We start from the raw sequence: 18,058 nt of genomic DNA, 5'->3' as shown, positions 1-18,058 counted from the left end.
GTGTTTATGCAAAAAATACTGATTGTGGACGACGAAGATGTACTGCGCATGCTGATTGAAGATACGCTGGAGGATCTGGAGGACGTAGAGATTCATACCGCCGAGAATGGGGTTGAGGCGCTAACGCGGCTTACTTCAGACCCCTATGATCTCGTGATTCTGGACTATATGATGCCGGAAATGACCGGAATTGAAGTGCTCGGTGAGCTGAATGAAGAGCTGAAGAACAAGACCCCTATTATGATGCTGACAGCCAAAGCACAGGAAATGGACCGTAACAGGGCGAGGGAAGCCGGAGCGCGTTATTTCATGCCTAAACCGTTCAGCCCGATGGAGCTGCTGCAGATCGTGGAGGGCATTCTTAGTGAGAAACCATAAGCTTGCGGATGTGAGCATCAAAACCAAGTATTTCCGGATTATCTTTATCCTGTTTATTGCAATTATGTTATCTGGTATTGGCCTGTTCTTCTACATCAATAACCAGCAGGACAAGCTGAAGCATGACCGCGGTGTATTGCAGCATAAGACTGAGACCATCAATGAGCTGGCGGCGACGCTGAATGATGTCTTTTTCCGGGCCAGAGGTTATGTTGCCCTCAAAAGCGACGGTGAGCTTAAGCTGCTGAATGCTGCACTCACGGGCCTTGACGGAATTCTGGAGCAATATTCGGCTCTGAATCTGTCGCCTGAAGAAGCGCAATACCGGGATGATCTGAAGTTATTCTATGAGCAGTACAAAACCAAGACCCTTCCTGAAGCGATCCGGCTGGTGGAGAACGATGATTATACCGGTATCCGCAATCTCTCTCAAGGCGGCAGCACCCAGGCTCTGAATGAATTTCTGGCCTATACCCAAGAGTTCAAAACAAGCTCGGACAGCAAGCTGAACGCCATGGCTTCTCAGTCCATCAGGCAGGCGGATACCTTCACATTTATCGCCTTCGGGCTCAGCGCTGTACTGCTGTTATTCTTCACCCTGATGATCTGGCGGATGCTTAGAGTGGTGCTTGATCCGATTGTTAAGCTGGAAGAAGCAACGAATTCGCTGGCGGCAGGCGAGGCTGTTCTGCTCGGTAAGCTGCATAAGCAGGATGAGATCGGCCGCCTTTATGAGGCCTTCCTTAATATGGCCCGGAGTATCCAGGATAAAGAAGAAGAGCTGATGATGCAGAATGAAGAGCTGCATGCCCAGCAGGATGAGCTGCAGGATCAGCAGTTCAAGCTGGAGCGTTCACTCAGCGAAATCGAAAGTATGATGAAGGCGCTGAACCAGACCTCCGCCGTAGCCATTCTGTCCAGCAAGGGCGTATTCACGTATGCCAATGATAACATTAGCGTCTACACCGGCTACAAGAACGCCGAGATTGTCGGATACACCTTCCGTTTGTTTGAGCTGCATAATATTTCGGATACTTCGATGGAGCAGATTATACGCAAGCTGTCGACTGGCGGTGTATGGAGCGATGAGTCGCAGATTGTGGCAAAAGATGGTTCTGCTGTCTGGCTCCAGCTGACGGTCATGCCGTATCTGAATGATGAGGGTCAGATTTACCAGTACATTCTGATTGCCAACAACATTACCTCCATGAAGAGTGTCCAGCAGGAGCTGGCCGAGACGCTGAAAAGCACGGAGCAGACCACCATCATGCTGGAGCTTAACAACCAGCTCAATCATGAAATTACCTACACGCTGGACAAGCAGGAATTTGCCGAGAAATTCAGCAGGTTCATGAACCGGCTGTACTCGTTCGACAGCAGTCTTTTTCTGCTGGTCAAAGATAAGATATCGGTGGTCAAAGGGGTTCCGCAGGAGAATGTGGAGCGCTATATTGATGCAAACAACAAAGATATGTTATACCGGATGAGCACGGAGAAGTCCTATATTGTGAAACGGACCGGAGTCCCGAGAGAGCAGGGGATCTCCGCCAAAGAAGTTTACTGCTATGATTTCTATACAACTGTAGTCAATGCCGAGGATGAGATCCTGGCGATCTTCTGCGGTACACGAATCGGGCATTCCTTCACCGAAGAGGAAATCAGCGAAATTCAAGGGATGATGAACCGGGTGGCGCTGGCCATCGAGCGTTTGTTCATGTATGAGGAAATCGAGAATGGCCGCAAGCTGAACCGGGATATTGTCAACAATGTCAATGAAGGCATCCAGTTCGTCAACACGGAAGGCGTCATCCAGCACATCAACAAGGCTCTCAGCCAATTGTTCGACTATGATGAATGGACCGAGGGGATGCTGATTCCCAAAGAGCGCTGGATGGACCACTTCATAGAGCGCGTTAATGAATCGGAAGAGATGGGGCAGTTCTATCAGAAAGCGATGTCCTTGCACTCCGTGGATTCCAGCACGATGAAGTATTCCCTGGGCAAGGAAGCGATGAAGCATGTCGACGTCTATGCGATTCCCGTGTTCCGCCGCGAAGCGCGGGTGGGAACTCTGTTTGTACACCGGGATATCACCCGTGAATACGAGCTGGATCTGATGAAGTCGGAGCTGGTCAGTACCGTCAGCCATGAGCTGCGGACACCGCTGTCCAGTGTTCTGGGCTTCACCGAGCTGCTGTTATCCAAGACAATGAAGCCGGAGAAGCAGCTGAAATATCTGGAAACGATTCATAAAGAAGCCAAACGTCTGACCGAGCTGATCAATGATTTCCTTGACCTGCAGCGCATGGAATCCGGCACACAGCTGTACAATGCAGAGCCGGTCAATCTCAGCGAGACCGTTCTAAGTGTAATTGACCAGTACAAGCTTAGCGGTACCCACCATATCCTTCTGGAGGATGAGGCGCTGAACGCCGAGGTCGAGGTGGATAAGGACAAGATTATCCAGGTGCTGACCAACCTGCTGAGCAACGCCATCAAGTTCTCTCCAGGCAGCAATGAGATTAAGGTAACGCTGCATAATGAGCGGGATTCGGTTATGGTCCGGATTCAGGACCATGGACTCGGGATTCCGAAGAATCAGATCGGACAGCTGTTCCAGAAATTCCGCCGGGTGGATAACAGTGCATCCAAGCGGATTGGCGGAACGGGTCTCGGACTTGCGATCTGCAAGGAGATCATTGAGAAGCAGAAGGGTATGATCGGAATTGATTCGGTTGAAGGGGAAGGCACCACGGTGTGGTTCAGCCTGCCGGTCCTCCATGCGGAGAGCAGCCGTCATGAAGAGGAGCCGCATAAATGGAGTGCCGACAAGGAGCAGAAGCCGAATGTGATGATCGTCGAGGACGATTACAGCCTGTCCCTGCTGCTCTCTGAGGAGCTTAAGGGCAAAGGCTTCAGAGTGACTCACCACTATCATCCGCAAAAGGCATTTGATCAGGCGGTGAAGACGCCTTTTGTAGCTATCGTCGTGGATCTGATGCTCGGCGAAGAGCTGGACGGCTGGGATCTGATCCGTATGCTGAAGAATGATCCCCGCACGGAGAATGTGCCGATTGTCATCTCCTCGGCGCTGGATAAGGAAGATAAGAGCATGATGGATAAAGTGCAGAAATATCTGACCAAACCGTATCCGCCGGGCGAGCTGTCGAATACCTTGCAGGATATTGTGCAAATCGAGCTGAAGACGGGTGAGGTTCTTTTCCCGGACAGCGGGGGAACTGAGCAGTAGGCGTATAATAGAGAACATAGTTATATAGAGTGAATGCAATCTTAAGCTGATTATATATATTCATTGAACAAGTCCTTCTTCGCGGAGGGCTTATTTTTTGTCCGGCCCAGTCATACTGCATTTTGAAGTTTGTTCAACAAAAAGCTTGCCTTAGAGCCTACTCTAAGGATTATATTAGACCCGATGCAGACAACCTAACCGAAATGAATGGGAGGAAATGCGATGAAGTACAGCTATTTGGGTAAATCCGGTTTGAAGGTCAGTCAATTATGTCTGGGCACGATGAATTTCGGGCCGGAAACCGAGGAGAAGGAAGCGTTCAGGATTATGGATGCCGCATTGGATGCGGGAATCAATTTCTTCGATACGGCCAATGTGTACGGCGGCCAGGACCGCCGCGGCTGGACCGAGGAAATTATCGGCCGCTGGTTTCAGCAGGGGGACGGACGGCGCGAGAAGGTTGTGCTGGCCACCAAGGTGTACAATGACATGTTCGACGAGCAGGACGGACCCAATTCCGGCTCCGGCTTGTCCGCTTATAAGATCAGACGGCATTTCGAAGGCTCATTGAAACGTCTGCAGACGGATCATATTGAGCTTTACCAGATGCATCATATTGACCGGAATGTATCCTGGGAAGAGCTGTGGGGCGCATTTGAAATTCTTGTCTCCCAGGGCAAAGCTGATTATATCGGCTCCAGCAATTTCGCCGGCTGGCATATCGCCGCTGCGCAGGCTAAGGCCAAAGAACGCCATTTCCTCGGCCTTGTGTCCGAGCAGCATTTGTATAACCTGCTGGAACGGACACCGGAGCTTGAAGTGCTGCCGGCATCCAAGGAGCTGGGGCTGGGCGTCATTCCATGGAGTCCGCTGGCCGGAGGCTTGCTCGGCCGCAACGCCTTGTCCAAGACGGGTGTGCGCAGCGCCCGCTCGGCCAAGCTGGAGCAGCACCGCAGCCAGCTGGAGCAATTCTCCGCGCTCTGCAAGGAGCTTGGCGAGCATGAGGATCAGGTTGCTCTGGCCTGGGTACTCGCCAATCCGGCTGTAACAGCGCCGATTATCGGGCCGCGTACGATAGAGCAGTTCGAGGATTCGCTGCGTGTTACGGAGATAGTACTGGAAGAAGCTGTGCTGAAGAAGCTGGACGAGATTTTCCCCGGACCGGGCAAGCCGGCACCGGAAGCTTATGCCTGGTAAGATTGTAATTGCCATAATTCAATACAAATTCAAGTTATTAAAGTAAAAAGGGCCGGACTATCCTTTGGGAGGTAGTCCGGCCCTTTTTTGTTAAAGTCTTTTCACTGTTTGGGTCTAAGAAGCTGTTCAGAATTCACCGGGTTTTGCCTGATGCGTGGCGGCTTCGATGACGCACAGCTCCCCTTCTTCATTCAGTTCGGCATAAGCCACTGACGTAAGCTCAGGATAACCCTTCTTCCGCAGCTCCTGCAGCAGCCAGCTTTCGTGTTTCCCGAGACTCTCAAGCGCCGGACGCTGAATGCTGCCGGATTCAACGAGGCATTGCGGAAGACAAACTCCCTTCGCGTCAATATCCAGATCTTCCCGGGTTACCGGTTCATATTGCGGCTTCTTCAGAATGCTGAGCGAGCCGTTCGTTTCATAGATCGCATAAGCGACCTCATTGATAGAAAAGGTGTCCTTCGCCCGCAGCATCATCCGGAGCTGCTCGAAGTCCAGATTGTTCTTGCGCAGCTTATGGAGATCAATGGCACCATCCCGGATGAGAATCTCCGGCTCCCCCTCCAGCGGCTTGCGCAGCTTGCTGACATGTTGGGTAATCTTCTCGAAGGTGATGGACAGTACCGTCCAGACGGCTAGCGCAAACAGCAGCTTCAGTACCGAATGATCCTTCTCGTAAATCGTGTCACCGACCAGATCGCCTAGAATAACTGCAGAAATGAAGTCAAAAGGCGTCAGGGCGGAAATCTCTTTCTTGCCCAGCAATCGGGTCATTGCCCATAGTCCGATAAAACCGGCAATCAGCTTAACCAATATCGATCCGTACTCCATTGGCTACCACCCTCCAGATATGAATGAATCTAAGAGTGTTTAACCAATGCACCATATCGTGTAACAAGCAACTTCTGGCCGGGACAGCGGCCTGTCCGCTGGAGCTGGCAGGATGATTCCCGGCTCCGACCTGTGATAGACTAGAAGGTGAGAAGTGAAATCATTCTGATGATATCACAGGGGGATGAGGTGGCGGCAAATGCTTTTTTATCTGATTTCCATATTGGTAGTGCTGGTTGACCAAGCCGCCAAATGGCTGGTCCGCACTCATATGGAGCTTGGGGAGAGGATTCCCTTCTGGAGTCCGCACCTGCAGTTCGTCTATTATGAGAATAGCGGGGCAGCCTTCAGCTCCTTTCAGGGCTACGGAAAGTATTTCTCCATAATCGCTGTTGTTTTTGTAGCGGCAGTGTTCTATTACCGGCGGCAGGGCAAGATTCGCGGGCCTTTGCTTGAGGCAGCCAGCGGTTTTCTGGTCGGCGGAGCGCTCGGCAATGCGATTGACCGTGTGATCTACCATCAGGTAACGGACTTTCTAGTATTCGGTAACCGCGGGGGGATTCTCAATCTGGCGGATCTGGCGATTAATGCCGGGGCAATTCTGATTGCAGTCTACCTGCTGGTCGACCACTTTGGACACAAAGCTGCCCGGTCAGGGGAAGAAAAGCGGTCCTAAGGCTATTCCGGTTTATCATTTTATCTAATACAAGTTATCATTATTTGTAATGAACCCGCCTAAATCAGAGCTTTTTACTATGATTTAGGCGGGTTTTGTGTGTTTTTTACCTTTATTATGCTTTGTGACCATAAAATGCCTGTTATCTGCTTCGTTGATCGTTTCTTATTAATGTGTTAGCCTGAATTCATGATGTTAAGAGGATAGAAGATTGCACGTTAAGGAGAGGTCGATATTGTTGCAATTACAAGTTACGAACAGTCCCTTTAATGAGAGCCAGGCTGAGCTTCTGAACCGGCTGCTGCCGACGCTGACCCATTCGCAGCAGGTATGGTTAAGCGGTTATTTATCCGCGTTGTCTCTGCTGGGAGACACCGGTCAAGCAGGCCCGGCGGTGCTCCCCCTTGCTGCTGAAGCGGCAGCAGGAGTGTTAATGTCCACAGCCACAATACCACAGCCGGAGGTATCCCGTGAGGTGACCGTATTGTTCGGCTCCCAGACCGGCAACTGCCAGCGGCTGGCGGCGAGCCTCTCGCGCAAGCTGGAAGAGCAGGGCTTCAAGGTTACGGTTGCCGCAATGAACAGCTTCAAGCCGAATGGACTGAAGAAGATTGAGAATCTGCTGCTGCTGGTCAGCACCCATGGTGAAGGCGAACCGCCGGATAATGCCCGCGCCTTCCATGAATTTCTCTACAGTAAAAGAGCCCCGCAGCTTCCGCAGCTGCGTTACTCGGTACTTGCACTCGGCGACACTTCCTATGAATTCTTCTGCCAGACCGGGAAAGATTTCGATCAGAAGCTGGAAGAGCTGGGCGCACAGCGCTTAACGCCGCGTGCGGACTGCGATCTCGATTATGATGAGCCTGTGGCCGAATGGTTCGGGCATGTTATCCGCTCGCTAAGCGGTTCCGGTTCGCAGCAGGCTGCGGCGATCGCGGATGATGCTGTACTGGCAGCCGAGAGCGCAGAATCGCTGGAATCGGCATATTCACGGAATCATCCGTTCCATGCCGAGGTGCTGGAGAATCTGAATCTGAACGGACGCGGCTCAGACCGTGAGACCCGCCATCTCGAGCTGTCGCTGGCCGGTTCGAATATTACGTTTGAGCCGGGTGATTCGCTCGGAGTCTATCCGGAGAACCACCCGCAGCTTGTGCAGGAGATCATTGCTGCCATGGGCTGGGAGGCGGGTGAATCCGTTCCCCTGAACAAGAAGGGGGAAGAGGGCACGCTGCATGAAGCATTGCTGCGGCATTATGAAATTACCGTACTGACGAAACCGCTGCTGGAGCAGGCAGCCAAGCTGAACTCTGCGCCTGCCCTGCAGGAGCTGCTGTCCCCGGACCGGCAGCAGGAGCTGAAGAATTACATCCATGGGCGTGATCTGCTGGACTTGATTCAGGATTTCGCACCGTGGGAAGTTCCGGCCCGCAGCTTCGTGACGATTCTGCGCAAGCTGCCGGCAAGATTGTATTCCATTGCCAGCAGCTACAATGCCAACCCGGATGAAGTGCACTTCACGGTACGGGCTGTGCGCTATGAGTCGCATGGACGTGAACGCTACGGGGTCTGCTCCGTACATTGTGCGGAACGTGCAGAGCCGGGAGCTACACTGCCGGTCTACATCCAGAGCAATCCGAACTTCAAGCTTCCGGCAAATCCGGATACGCCAGTGATCATGATCGGACCAGGCACTGGAGTCGCCCCGTTCCGCTCCTTCCTGGAGGAACGGGAAGAGCAGGGGGCACAGGGCAAGTCATGGCTGTTCTACGGCGACCGGCATTTCGTCACAGACTTCCTCTACCAGACGGATTGGCAGAGAATGCTGAAGGACGGTGTGCTTAGCAGGCTGGACGTTGCCTTCTCACGCGATACGGACGAGAAAGTTTACGTACAGCACCGCATTCTGGAGAAGAGCCGGGAGCTGTACACCTGGCTGCAGGAGGGTGCACATGTCTATGTATGCGGAGACGAGAAGCATATGGCCCATGATGTACACGCAGCGCTGGTTACAGTAATCCAGCAGGAAGGCGGACTGAGCCCGGAAGGGGCAGCCGCTTATCTGGAGACTCTGCAGCAGGAGCAGCGTTATCAGCGTGATGTCTATTAAACGATATTCAGTGGAGGGATCTCCGCTGGGCTTACGATACAATTCTTGAAGAGCGCGAGGCAATGCGGAAGGAGAGGATCAATAGTGGCAAACAATGAACCAGCGGTGAAGCCGATTGGCGGACCCCCGAGTGATGTAGAACATATTAAGCTGGAGAGCAATTATCTGCGGGGTGCGCTTGTCGAAACCCTCAGCAACCCGATCACCGGAGGGCTGCCGGAGGATGACAACCGCCTGCTGAAATTCCACGGCAGTTATATGCAGGATGACCGGGATTTGCGCAGTGAGCGTGAACGCTCCAAGCTGGAGCCTGCTTACCAGTTCATGCTGCGTGTTGTAGCGCCAGGCGGAGTGGCGACACCGGCGCAATGGCTCGTAATGGACGATCTGGCCCAGAAATACGGCAACGGCACACTGCGAATTACAACAAGACAGGCTTTTCAAATGCACGGTGTACTCAAGTGGAATCTGAAAAAGACGATCAAGGGAATTAATGATACGCTGATGACTACGCTCGCAGCCTGCGGTGACGTCAACCGCAATGTCATGAGCGGCCCCAATCCGTATCAGTCGGAGGTTCATGCCGAGGTAAACGAGTGGGCCAGAAAAATCAGTGACCACTTAGCCCCGCGCACCGCGGCTTACCATGAAATCTGGCTGGATGGCGAGAAGGTAGTGGACAGCAAGGTCGTTGAACCGATTTACGGGCCTGTGTACCTGCCCCGCAAGTTCAAGATCGGCCTGGCGGTGCCGCCCTCCAACGATGTAGATGTATTCTCCCAGGACCTGGGCTTCATTGCCATTCTGGAAGACGGGAAGCTGGCCGGCTTCAATGTCTCGGTCGGCGGCGGTATGGGGATGACGCATGGTGATACCAGCACATATCCGCAACTGGGACGGATTATCGGCTTCTGCCGTCCGGAGCAGATGATTGATCTGGCGGAGAAGACCGTCACCATTCAGCGCGACTACGGCAACCGTTCGGTCCGCAAGAACGCCCGCTTCAAGTACACGATCGACCGCCACGGTCTGGACTGGTTCACGGGCGAGCTGCATGAGCGGCTGGGCTGGACGCTTGAGCCGGCACGTGAATATCATTTCGACCACAACGGCGACCGCTACGGCTGGGTGAAAGGCTTCGACGGCAAATGGAATTTGACGCTGTATATCCAGAGCGGACGGATTCAGGATGTCCCGGGGTATCCGCTGATGACAGGCCTGCGGGAGATCGCCAAGATTCACGGCGGGGATTTCCGCCTGACGCCGAATCAGAATCTGATCATTGCCGGAGTCAGCCATGCGAAGAAACGCAAGGTAGCCGAGCTTGCCAAGCATTACGGGCTGACCGACGGAGCTCATCATTCCGCGCTGCGCAGAAGCGCTATGTCCTGCGTGGCGCTGCCGACCTGCGGTCTTGCGATGGCGGAGGCTGAGCGATATCTGCCGCTTCTGCTCGATAAGCTGGAAGTCATCATTGATGAAGCCGGCCTGCGTAATGAAGAGATCATCATCCGCATGACCGGTTGCCCGAATGGCTGCGCCCGTCCTGCGCTTGGCGAGATTTCGTTCATCGGCAAAGGCCCGGGCAGATACAATCTGTATCTGGGTGCCGGCTTTACCGGAGACCGGCTGAACAAGCTGTACAAGGAGAACATTGACGAGAAGGAGATTCTGGACACTCTCGGTCCGATCATTCACCGTTATGCCAAAGAACGCAGTACCGGTGAGCATTTCGGAGACTTTGTGATCCGCAGCGGATATGTCAAAGCCGTTACTTCGGGACTTAACTTCCACGACTAATTTTCCATATAATAAAAGAACCTGTTCCCTAATGACATAGGGACAGGTTCTTTTATTATTTCTATGAAATGTATGGTTGTACCATACCCATCTACTGATTATCACATATAGTATAGTATCACCAATTGAAAGGGATGATAGCCTTGCCAACCTTCGACAGCATACTTGTCACAGGGAATCAGACAATTCAGCAGGACCTGCAGGTCAATGGAAATCAAACAATAATGGGAGCCTTAAACATTGTAGGCAATGAAACAGTTTCGGGAGATATGCAGATCAACGGCAACCAGTCCATTGTCAACAGCCTGGCAACCGGCGGAGATGTCGATGCAGGCGGAAATGTGCTGGCGGTAGGCCGGCTGTCAGCCAGTAACCAGCCCTCCTTACCAGCAGGCGTGGCAGTAATCCAGCAGGTCAGACATTATTTCCTGCCAGTGCCGAATCAGCCGGGTCTGGTGCTAAAGGGCACAGATGGTCTGGATTATGTTGTTTTTATCGATGTCAGCAGCGGGACACCGAGCCTGGCTATTCATCTGGCGTAGTGTAATGCAGACTGCCTAGCTGCGGGAATTTATAGAAGGAAGGCTCCCTGTCTGCTCCAGCGCTTTCTTGACCTCTTCTAGATAACGGAAGCGATGCTGCTGGTCCGGTTCCAGAAACGCGCCTTCAGCCCATTCATTCCATGCATTAATGAAGAGGAATTCACTCTGATACAGGGTTCTGGCTCTCTCGATCTGCTTCGCTAGATACCATCCGAACTTGTGCGGCGAAGCCCCTATACAGCTCTGTCCCCTTTTGCCAAGCCGCGGGGTGTTATCCCAGTTCACGTAGGCTCCCGGAAATATTTTACCTCCGTTCCGGTGGGGTGACCGGCTTAGGATTGACAGCCAGACCTGGTCATAGTCGAAGACGAGATGCTCCTGACCGTCGATAATCATGTAATTCCACAGACGTTCTGTATTGCCGTGGGCAAAGGTGTAATGCGGCTCGAATTCCACATTGGCATCGAAGCCGCCCTGGCCCGGAATTTCGAAGCCGCCCAATGTGCGGACAAAATAAATGCCGTCCAGGCCATTCTGCAACGCGAGTGTATTCCAGAAATGCAGCATCTCTTCGCAGCGGGGAATATTTCCCGGTCTGTATATGATGAATAACGGTTTGTTGCCGATGCGGATATAACGCTTATCCCTAAAGGCGCCCAGCAGCTCATGAAAGTGATTCTCCCAATCCTGTTCATCTCCATAATCCTGGCGGATCAGCACCTCATGCTCTCCGCCGTCCCATTTGCGGGTCCAGGATTCATTAGCCCAGGAGAGGCAGAACGGAAAGTCCGGCTCGCCGGACTTCATAATCTGCTTCAAGGGCTGCTCCAGAAGCGGCTTGCCTCTGAACCAGTAATGGTAGTAGCAGAACCCATAGATGCCGTAGGATTTGGCTACTTCTGCCTGCCAGTTTCTCGCTGCAGCGTCCGTCAGGTCATAATAATACTGTTCAAGCGGTTCCTTGGGCTGCTGATGTCCTGAGTAGAGCGGAACAGCTTTCCTGGTGTTGGTCCATTCTGTGAAGCCTTCCCCCCACCACAGGCTGTTCTCGGGAATCACATGAAATTGCGGCAATAAAAAAGCGATGAGCTTCAATCCACCTACCTCCCAATTCTGCTGCAGGTAATCACTGGTTATTGTTGCAGGCTCCCCGTTTAGCTGTTAAAAACAGTATGCAGCAGCTTCGCTGCCATTTGCATAAATGAGTAATCGTAGGTGCTCCTCCATAAGGCACGGGTAGCTAACGCCCTTGCGGACTCCGGGTGATTTCGGTAGTAGCTGACCTTCTCATTCAATTCCTGGCCGGTGTGAAATGTGATGATGTCTTCACCGGGATTCATATATGCATACAGATTGGAATGATCCTCCGCCAGCTGGACAGCCCCGCAGGAAGCGATTTGAAAAGCCCGAAGCGGCGGCTGCCCCCAGTGGATAATAATCTCGGCGCCATTGTAATAATCCTGCAGCTCTATACCAGGAGACACTGGGGTAATTCCGGGATATTCCTCCCAGCCTTTGCCGGCTGCATATACCTTACAGCCGCTGAGCAGCGGAGAGAGCTCGTGAAGGTAGGCTATACCGGCTGGAAGTGCGTCGCCAAGCAACAGCACATCGCAGCGGCAGGCTTCATCCACATATTTTGGACTGAACAGGTTCCGGTCTGCAGCAAAAGGCAGATACATAACAGAACTGCTGCCGGAGTGCTGATAAAATGGGATATGGTACATATTTTGCGTAAAGACATAGTTAAACAGAGCTGCCAGACGCCCGGTTGAGCCGCTCGTGCCGGAGCTGTCGGTGAGCCAGATTGCCTTTTGGAGAGTGGCTCTGCGGATCACCTCCAGATCATTGTCCGAGAAGTCTGTATCGCCTCCGACGACCAGCAGCAGATCCGGATTGAGCTGGACCAGCGCTGTAGAGAAGCTCTGGAATGCCTTAATGGCTACAACTTCTTTGGTAAGCAGCCTGAACTGGTCGGCAATCAGCTGTTCGGTCTGCCACAGCTCCTCTTCCGGCATGGCGGATACGAGTAGAACCCGCAGTTTTTTGAACTCAACAGCCTTGGCAGGCTGCGGAAGATTAGCGGATACATTCTGTTGATTTATATTTATATTTTTGAGTGCCCGGATTACCGTATGAGCAATAAGCTTTCTGGATCTGGGATGCAGCCGAATGGTTTTGCCGGTGGTTCTGATACGGTGTTTCGTTTTCTTGTTCATGCGCTGCCGAAATCCCTCCCTACACAACCCTGCACTGTTTTATTTTATGAGAAAGCAGTGAATTTGCTACAATTCACAGAATGAATTTGGATTTCCGGCGGTTTTCTTACATAATATAGAGTAGCACTACAAAATCATAACCAAGAGCCATTGCTGTGAGTAGTGGCTTCTGTACAGAAGAGGCGAATTTAATGATCATCATGAAAACGATGGAAGAGATCGAAAAAATGCGTGCGGCCGGCAAAATATTGGCCGAATGCCACCGGCAAATCGCTCAGATGCTGAAGCCCGGAATTACGACCTGGGAGATTGACCAGTTTGCTGAGAAGTTCATTCTCTCCCAGGGGGCTACCCCTGAACAAAAAGGCTATCATGGTTATCCATATGCGACCTGCGCATCTGTGAATGATGTCATCTGCCACGGCTTCCCCAAGCACGAGGAGCTGAAGGATGGAGATATTGTAACAATTGATATGGTAGTCAACTTGAACGGGTGGCTGGCAGATTCAGCCTGGTCCTATGGCATTGGCACCATTAGCGAGCAGGCGGACAAATTGCTGGCTACCACCAAAGAGGCTATGTTCAAAGGCATTGAGCAGGCTGTGGCCGGCAACCGGATTGGTGATGTCGCCCATGCCATCCAGGTATACGCGGAAGCTAACGGCTTCTCCGTAGTCCGTGATTTCATCGGGCATGGCATCGGCTCTGAAATGCATGAAAAGCCTGATGTGCCTCACTATGGCCCGGCAGGCAAAGGCCCGCGCATCAAGGAAGGTATGGTGTTCACCATTGAACCCATGCTGAACACCGGCAGCTACCGGACCAAGGTTGATGCGGACGGGTGGACAGCGCGTACCTTTGACGGCGGATTGTCGGCACAATATGAGCATACGCTGGCGGTAACTCCGCAGGGCACCATTATTTTGACAGAGCTGTAAGAATCAGCTGCTGCCTGCTATTTTAATGAAGGATGTTAGGTTAGAACCCGGACTGTGGTCATGTTTTCATGCCGCAGGCCGGGTTTTTCTGTCTAACTGTGTCGGAATTCACGGCTTATCTCCATTTTATTGAATATAATGGGGAGACTTTAAAGCTGAATAGAATAGAGGCTTGTGAAATGGCAACAGATAAACCGTGTAAGAATCTGCATCGCTCCCCCAGTCCGGCGCAGTGCATGGAGCATTATGGCTGCATCTATGAGAATAATCATCTCATTACATTGCTGGTGGACCCGGAGAACGGCGGAATTGCTGATGCCAACCGGGCAGCATGCGAGTTCTACGGCTACAGCATCCGGCAATTCAGGCAGCTTCTGATCTGCGATCTGGCGGCTGACCCGAAATCAGGGGTTCAGGAATTTGTAGAGAAGGCGCTGCCTGAGGGCGGTGACCAGAAGAACCGTGTGTTCATTGACCGGCATGTTCTGGCCAGCGGGGAGCCCATTGATGTGGAGGTTCATACCGGCATGATGACGATGCTGGGCAAAAACTGTGTATACACCGTAATTCACGACATCAGCGAACGGGTCCGTTCCGAGCAGCGGCTTCGAGAAAGTGAAGAACGGTACAGAGATCTGGTCGAGCTGTGCCCCGAGGCTATTCTGGTCTATAGCAGCGGCACTATCCTGTTCGCCAATAAGCAGACAGAGCGGATGTTCGGCGCCAAGAAGCAGGAGCTGACCGGCAAAAGAATTGAGGATTTCTTCAATGAGGTGTACTTCCAGAGTGCAGAGCATAACAAGCTCAAGACAACAGGTCTGCTGAAAGAACGCTTCCGCATTGAACAGCGGCTGATCAGGCGGCAGGACAACCGTAGCTTTGATCTTGAAGTTTCCGGGGTGCCGGTCATATATGAAGAAGCGAAGGCGCTGCAGCTGGTGTTCAGGGATATTACCGAGAGTAAAAGGGAAGTGGAGCGGGCGGTCCGGCTTCAGGAGCACCGGCATGCGGTGTCCTTCCCGCTGGACAGCAAGGCGGTTCTGGAGAAGCTCTACATCCCGGCCCGAACCTTAAGCGGCGATTTCTTCATCTTCCATAAGGTCAACGAAGAACAGGTCATTGGCATTATCGGTGATGTGACCGGTAAGGGGATTACTGCAGCGCTGAATATCTCGGCCCTACGGGTGCTGTTCATGGACAGCCTGTCATGTACACAGGACCCCGTACAGGTACTGCGCGATCTGAATTACAAAGCGCTGCAGCATCTGGGTGAGGATTATATCGCGGGCTGCTGCTTCCTGCTCGACTTCGGGACAGGACTGCTCAAGGCAGCCGGAGCCGGAATTAATGAGTTTCTCTATGTTCCCCGCGGCAGGGACTGCCAGAGAATTACCGTTAAGGGTGCACCGCTCGGCATGTTTGAGAGCAGTGAATTTGAGGAGAAGACCATCCCGTTTGAATCCGGGGACCGGTTTTGTTTTTATAGCGACGGGATGGAGCTGCTGTTTAACAGTGATGAGCTGGGGCGGGAGTACGGGTATCTGCTCGAGAGATTTGCCGGAGCAGCGCTGCAGGATGACTGCACCTGGCTCGGCCTGAACATCCAGTAACGGACGGGGTGCTGCCTGCAGGGCGGATTCATGGCGTGTACATGCGCAGGACGATGATTTCAGAACTTATAAGGAGTGAGTCATGGGAGCTATTCATAAGGAAGTGATGCTTCACGGTCTGGAGCGTCATCAGATGATCATTGACGGAATCATTCAGGAGCTTGACTTAGAAGCCTATGCGTTTGATATCCGCCTGATTCTGATCGAAGCGGTAACCAATGCTTATTACCACGGGAACCTCAGCGATTGCAGCAAACCGATTACCATCCGTTATCTGCTGATGGATCAGCTGCTTAAGCTGCAGATAGAGGATTCGGGGGCCGGGGACAGCGGATTGGTGTTCCCGGAGGCTATCGGGAGCGATGAGTTACTGGAAGAAGGGGGAAGGGGATTATACCTGATCCGCTGTTTCTCGGACAGTGCAGAGATGATACATAATACGATGTACATCAGCAAGAGTATCTGTCCCTCATAGAATTACAAAGGGGAGAATTCGGTGAAATTAAGTTTGAAAGTCAAAATGAGTATCCTGTTATTTCTGATTATCAGCGTACCGCTGGGCATATCCGGGGCTGTATCCTATCAGCTGGCTTCGGGAGCCTTGCAGAAGACGATTGAAGAGGAATTAAGGGGGACTACTAATTCTACAGCCAGAGCGGTGGATGCCGAGCTGGAAGCGGTAGGCAATGATCTGGGCATCGCCAGCAGGAACAGCACGCTGGCCGATTTCGCCGGGAATCCTTCTGCTGCATCCTTAAGAAACACAGCATTTAATTACATATCCGGTGTGCAGAAAGACAATGCCAAGCTATTGGAATCGCTGATCATCGCCGATACACACGGTAAGGCGCTGATTACCAGCAGCTCCGAATCGCCCGGGCTTGATGTGTCGGACCGTGCATACTTCCAGGAAGCGCTGCAAGGCAAAGACGCCGTCAGTGAAGTTATTCTGTCGCGGGAGACGAACCAATACATCGTAGCGATCGCGAGACCGCTGCGGGTAAATGATCAGATTACAGGCGTGTTAATCGGTACCGCCTTGTTTGAGAATATCACTTCCCCGGTAACCGGGGTGAAGATTGGAGAGCACGGATACGGATATATGATTGACCGCACCGGCCTGATCGTCTCGCATCCTGAGCAGGACAAGGTGCTGAAGGAGAATCTGGACGGCAACAGCAATGCTGAACTGAATGAGCTAGTCCGGCTGATGAAGGCCGGAGAAACCGCACACGGCTTCTACACCTATGAAGGCGTGCGTAAATATGTTTCCTTTCAGCCCGCAGGCAATTGGGTAGTAGCTACAACGGCCAATGTAGAGGATTATATGGCTCCGGCGGACGAAATCCGTAATACTACGATAATCATTATTCTGGGCTTTATCGTCGTTGCCATGCTGGCCGCATATTTCTTTACCACCCGCAATATTGTGAATCCGATCAAGAAGCTGGAGAGAGCCATGGGCCGGGCTGGTGACGGGGATCTGACCGTTCATACCTCAATCCGCTCCGGAGATGAGCTGCAGACGCTGAGTGAATCATTCAACACCATGATTGACAAGCAGGAGGCCATTATCGAGAAGGTAAGAGCAGGCTCGGTATCCTTAACCTCCATGTCCGAGGAAATGGCAGCCTCTTCAGAGGAGATCAGCGCATCGATTCAAGAGATCAGCTCCAGTACCCAGGAGATTGCTTCCGGAGCCGAGAACAACAACCAGTCGGTAATCAATGCTTCCCAGGTGCTTGTGCAGCTATCCAGTCTGGTGCAGCTGGCGCAGAGTAAAGCGTCGGCTACCTCCGGTAATGCCGATAACACGAATCAGGCAGCGCAGGAAGGCAGAGCCAGAGTTATCAGTACAGTACAGGCGATGGATACGATTCACAGCAGCACCAAAGAGACGGAAGAGCTATTGCTGACGGTCAGCGGGTTGTCAGAGAAGGTATCCACAATGATCGGAACAATTAACAAGATCGCCCAGCAGACCAATCTGCTGGCCCTGAATGCTGCCATCGAAGCAGCGCGTGCCGGTGAGCATGGCCGCGGCTTCAGTGTAGTGGCCGGTGAAGTACGGAAGCTGTCGGATGAGACGCATACCCAGGCCGGCGAGATTACAGGTCTGGTCAGTGAGATGGTCACGCGGATTACCCAGGCTGTAGATTCCATGAGAGGCGCTGCAGAGGCGGTAGAGAGCGGCGTAAGCATTGTGAATGAGACGGACCGCGCGTTCGTGCATATCATTCAATCTGTTGAGAGGATTACAGAGAATGTGCAGGAGATTCTGGATATTACCAGAGATGAAGTAGCAACCTCCGATCAGATTATTAAGCTGATTGATTCCATGGGCACGATCTCGGAGCTTGCGGCAGCGAATACAGAGAATGTATCCAGTGCCACGGAAGAGCAGGCGGCAACGGTCAATAATTTCGCGGCTTCCGCGCAAGAGATCAGTGCCATGGCTAATGAACTGGAGATTCTTGTTGAGAAATTTATAATCAGGGGTGAGTAGC

At 52.4% G+C, this 18,058-nt stretch carries 14 protein-coding genes; 11 read left to right on the top strand and 3 right to left on the bottom strand.

Features of this window, described 5'->3' with window-relative positions; all coding sequences use genetic code 11:
• Positions 1 to 6 precede the first annotated feature (6 nt).
• The 3 genes from NSU01_RS22030 (at position 7) to NSU01_RS22020 (ending at position 4,825) form a co-directional block, all read left to right on the top strand.
• Complete coding sequence (locus NSU01_RS22030; protein ID WP_042138476.1) at positions 7 to 378, top strand: response regulator; 372 nt, start codon at positions 7 to 9, stop codon at positions 376 to 378.
• Positions 365 to 3,628 carry an ATP-binding protein gene (locus tag NSU01_RS22025; protein WP_076243298.1) on the top strand — a complete coding sequence of 1,088 codons (3,264 nt, stop codon included), beginning with the start codon at positions 365 to 367 and terminating at the stop codon, positions 3,626 to 3,628. The genes NSU01_RS22030 and NSU01_RS22025 overlap by 14 nt, the downstream gene beginning before the upstream one ends.
• 222 nt (positions 3,629 to 3,850) lie before the next feature.
• Positions 3,851 to 4,825, top strand: a complete 975-nt coding sequence (locus NSU01_RS22020) for an aldo/keto reductase (RefSeq protein ID WP_042138474.1) — start codon at positions 3,851 to 3,853, stop codon at positions 4,823 to 4,825.
• A 126-nt stretch (positions 4,826 to 4,951) separates the two neighbouring features.
• On the opposite strand, the gene NSU01_RS22015 is transcribed toward NSU01_RS22020, so the two are convergent.
• A complete protein-coding gene (locus NSU01_RS22015) occupies positions 4,952 to 5,656 on the bottom strand; it encodes a DUF421 domain-containing protein (RefSeq protein ID WP_076243297.1) in 705 nt (234 codons plus the stop codon).
• Between the two features lie 199 nt (positions 5,657 to 5,855).
• On the opposite strand from NSU01_RS22015, the gene lspA reads away from it, so the two are divergent.
• From lspA to NSU01_RS21995, 4 genes are all read left to right on the top strand, one after another.
• Complete coding sequence (gene lspA, locus NSU01_RS22010; RefSeq protein WP_076243296.1) at positions 5,856 to 6,332, top strand: signal peptidase II; 477 nt, start codon at positions 5,856 to 5,858, stop codon at positions 6,330 to 6,332.
• A gap of 238 nt (positions 6,333 to 6,570) precedes the next feature.
• Positions 6,571 to 8,442 carry an assimilatory sulfite reductase (NADPH) flavoprotein subunit gene (locus tag NSU01_RS22005; protein WP_076243397.1) on the top strand — a complete coding sequence of 624 codons (1,872 nt, stop codon included), beginning with the start codon at positions 6,571 to 6,573 and terminating at the stop codon, positions 8,440 to 8,442.
• Positions 8,443 to 8,526: 84 nt separating this feature from the next.
• Complete coding sequence (gene cysI / locus NSU01_RS22000; RefSeq protein WP_076243295.1) at positions 8,527 to 10,242, top strand: assimilatory sulfite reductase (NADPH) hemoprotein subunit; 1,716 nt, start codon at positions 8,527 to 8,529, stop codon at positions 10,240 to 10,242.
• 224 nt (positions 10,243 to 10,466) lie between these two features.
• A complete protein-coding gene (locus tag NSU01_RS21995; protein ID WP_231575170.1) occupies positions 10,467 to 10,784 on the top strand; it encodes a hypothetical protein in 318 nt (105 codons plus the stop codon).
• A 15-nt stretch (positions 10,785 to 10,799) separates the two neighbouring features.
• Here the strand turns inward: NSU01_RS21995 and NSU01_RS21990 are convergent, their stop codons facing one another.
• Entirely contained in the window at positions 10,800 to 11,879 is a 1,080-nt protein-coding gene (locus tag NSU01_RS21990; protein WP_042138467.1) for a glycoside hydrolase family 99-like domain-containing protein, read from the bottom strand.
• 59 nt (positions 11,880 to 11,938) lie between these two features.
• On the bottom strand, positions 11,939 to 13,003 hold the full coding sequence (locus NSU01_RS21985) for a glycosyltransferase (RefSeq protein WP_076243294.1): 1,065 nt from the start codon (positions 13,001 to 13,003) through the stop codon (positions 11,939 to 11,941).
• Between the two features lie 191 nt (positions 13,004 to 13,194).
• Between NSU01_RS21985 and map the strand changes: the two genes are divergently transcribed.
• The 4 genes from map to NSU01_RS21965 all read left to right on the top strand — a co-directional run bounded on the left by map (position 13,195) and on the right by NSU01_RS21965 (position 18,057).
• Positions 13,195 to 13,941 (top strand): type I methionyl aminopeptidase, encoded by a 747-nt coding sequence (gene map / locus NSU01_RS21980; protein ID WP_042138464.1) that lies wholly within the window; start codon positions 13,195 to 13,197, stop codon positions 13,939 to 13,941.
• A 179-nt stretch (positions 13,942 to 14,120) separates the two neighbouring features.
• Positions 14,121 to 15,551, top strand: coding sequence for a PAS domain S-box protein (locus NSU01_RS21975; protein WP_179093472.1), 1,431 nt, complete (start codon positions 14,121 to 14,123; stop codon positions 15,549 to 15,551).
• An 82-nt stretch (positions 15,552 to 15,633) separates the two neighbouring features.
• Positions 15,634 to 16,026, top strand: a complete 393-nt coding sequence (locus tag NSU01_RS21970; protein WP_042138462.1) for an ATP-binding protein — start codon at positions 15,634 to 15,636, stop codon at positions 16,024 to 16,026.
• A 21-nt stretch (positions 16,027 to 16,047) separates the two neighbouring features.
• Positions 16,048 to 18,057 carry a methyl-accepting chemotaxis protein gene (locus tag NSU01_RS21965; RefSeq protein ID WP_042138460.1) on the top strand — a complete coding sequence of 670 codons (2,010 nt, stop codon included), beginning with the start codon at positions 16,048 to 16,050 and terminating at the stop codon, positions 18,055 to 18,057.
• The last annotated feature ends 1 nt before the right edge of the window (position 18,058 follow it).

Origin of the sequence: Paenibacillus sp. FSL H8-0259 (genome assembly GCF_037963255.1) — a bacterium.
GTDB lineage: Bacteria > Bacillota > Bacilli > Paenibacillales > Paenibacillaceae > Paenibacillus_AQ > Paenibacillus_AQ phytohabitans.
The sequence above is the reverse complement of the archived record's forward strand: the minus strand, read 5'-3'. Positions and strand labels throughout refer to the sequence as shown.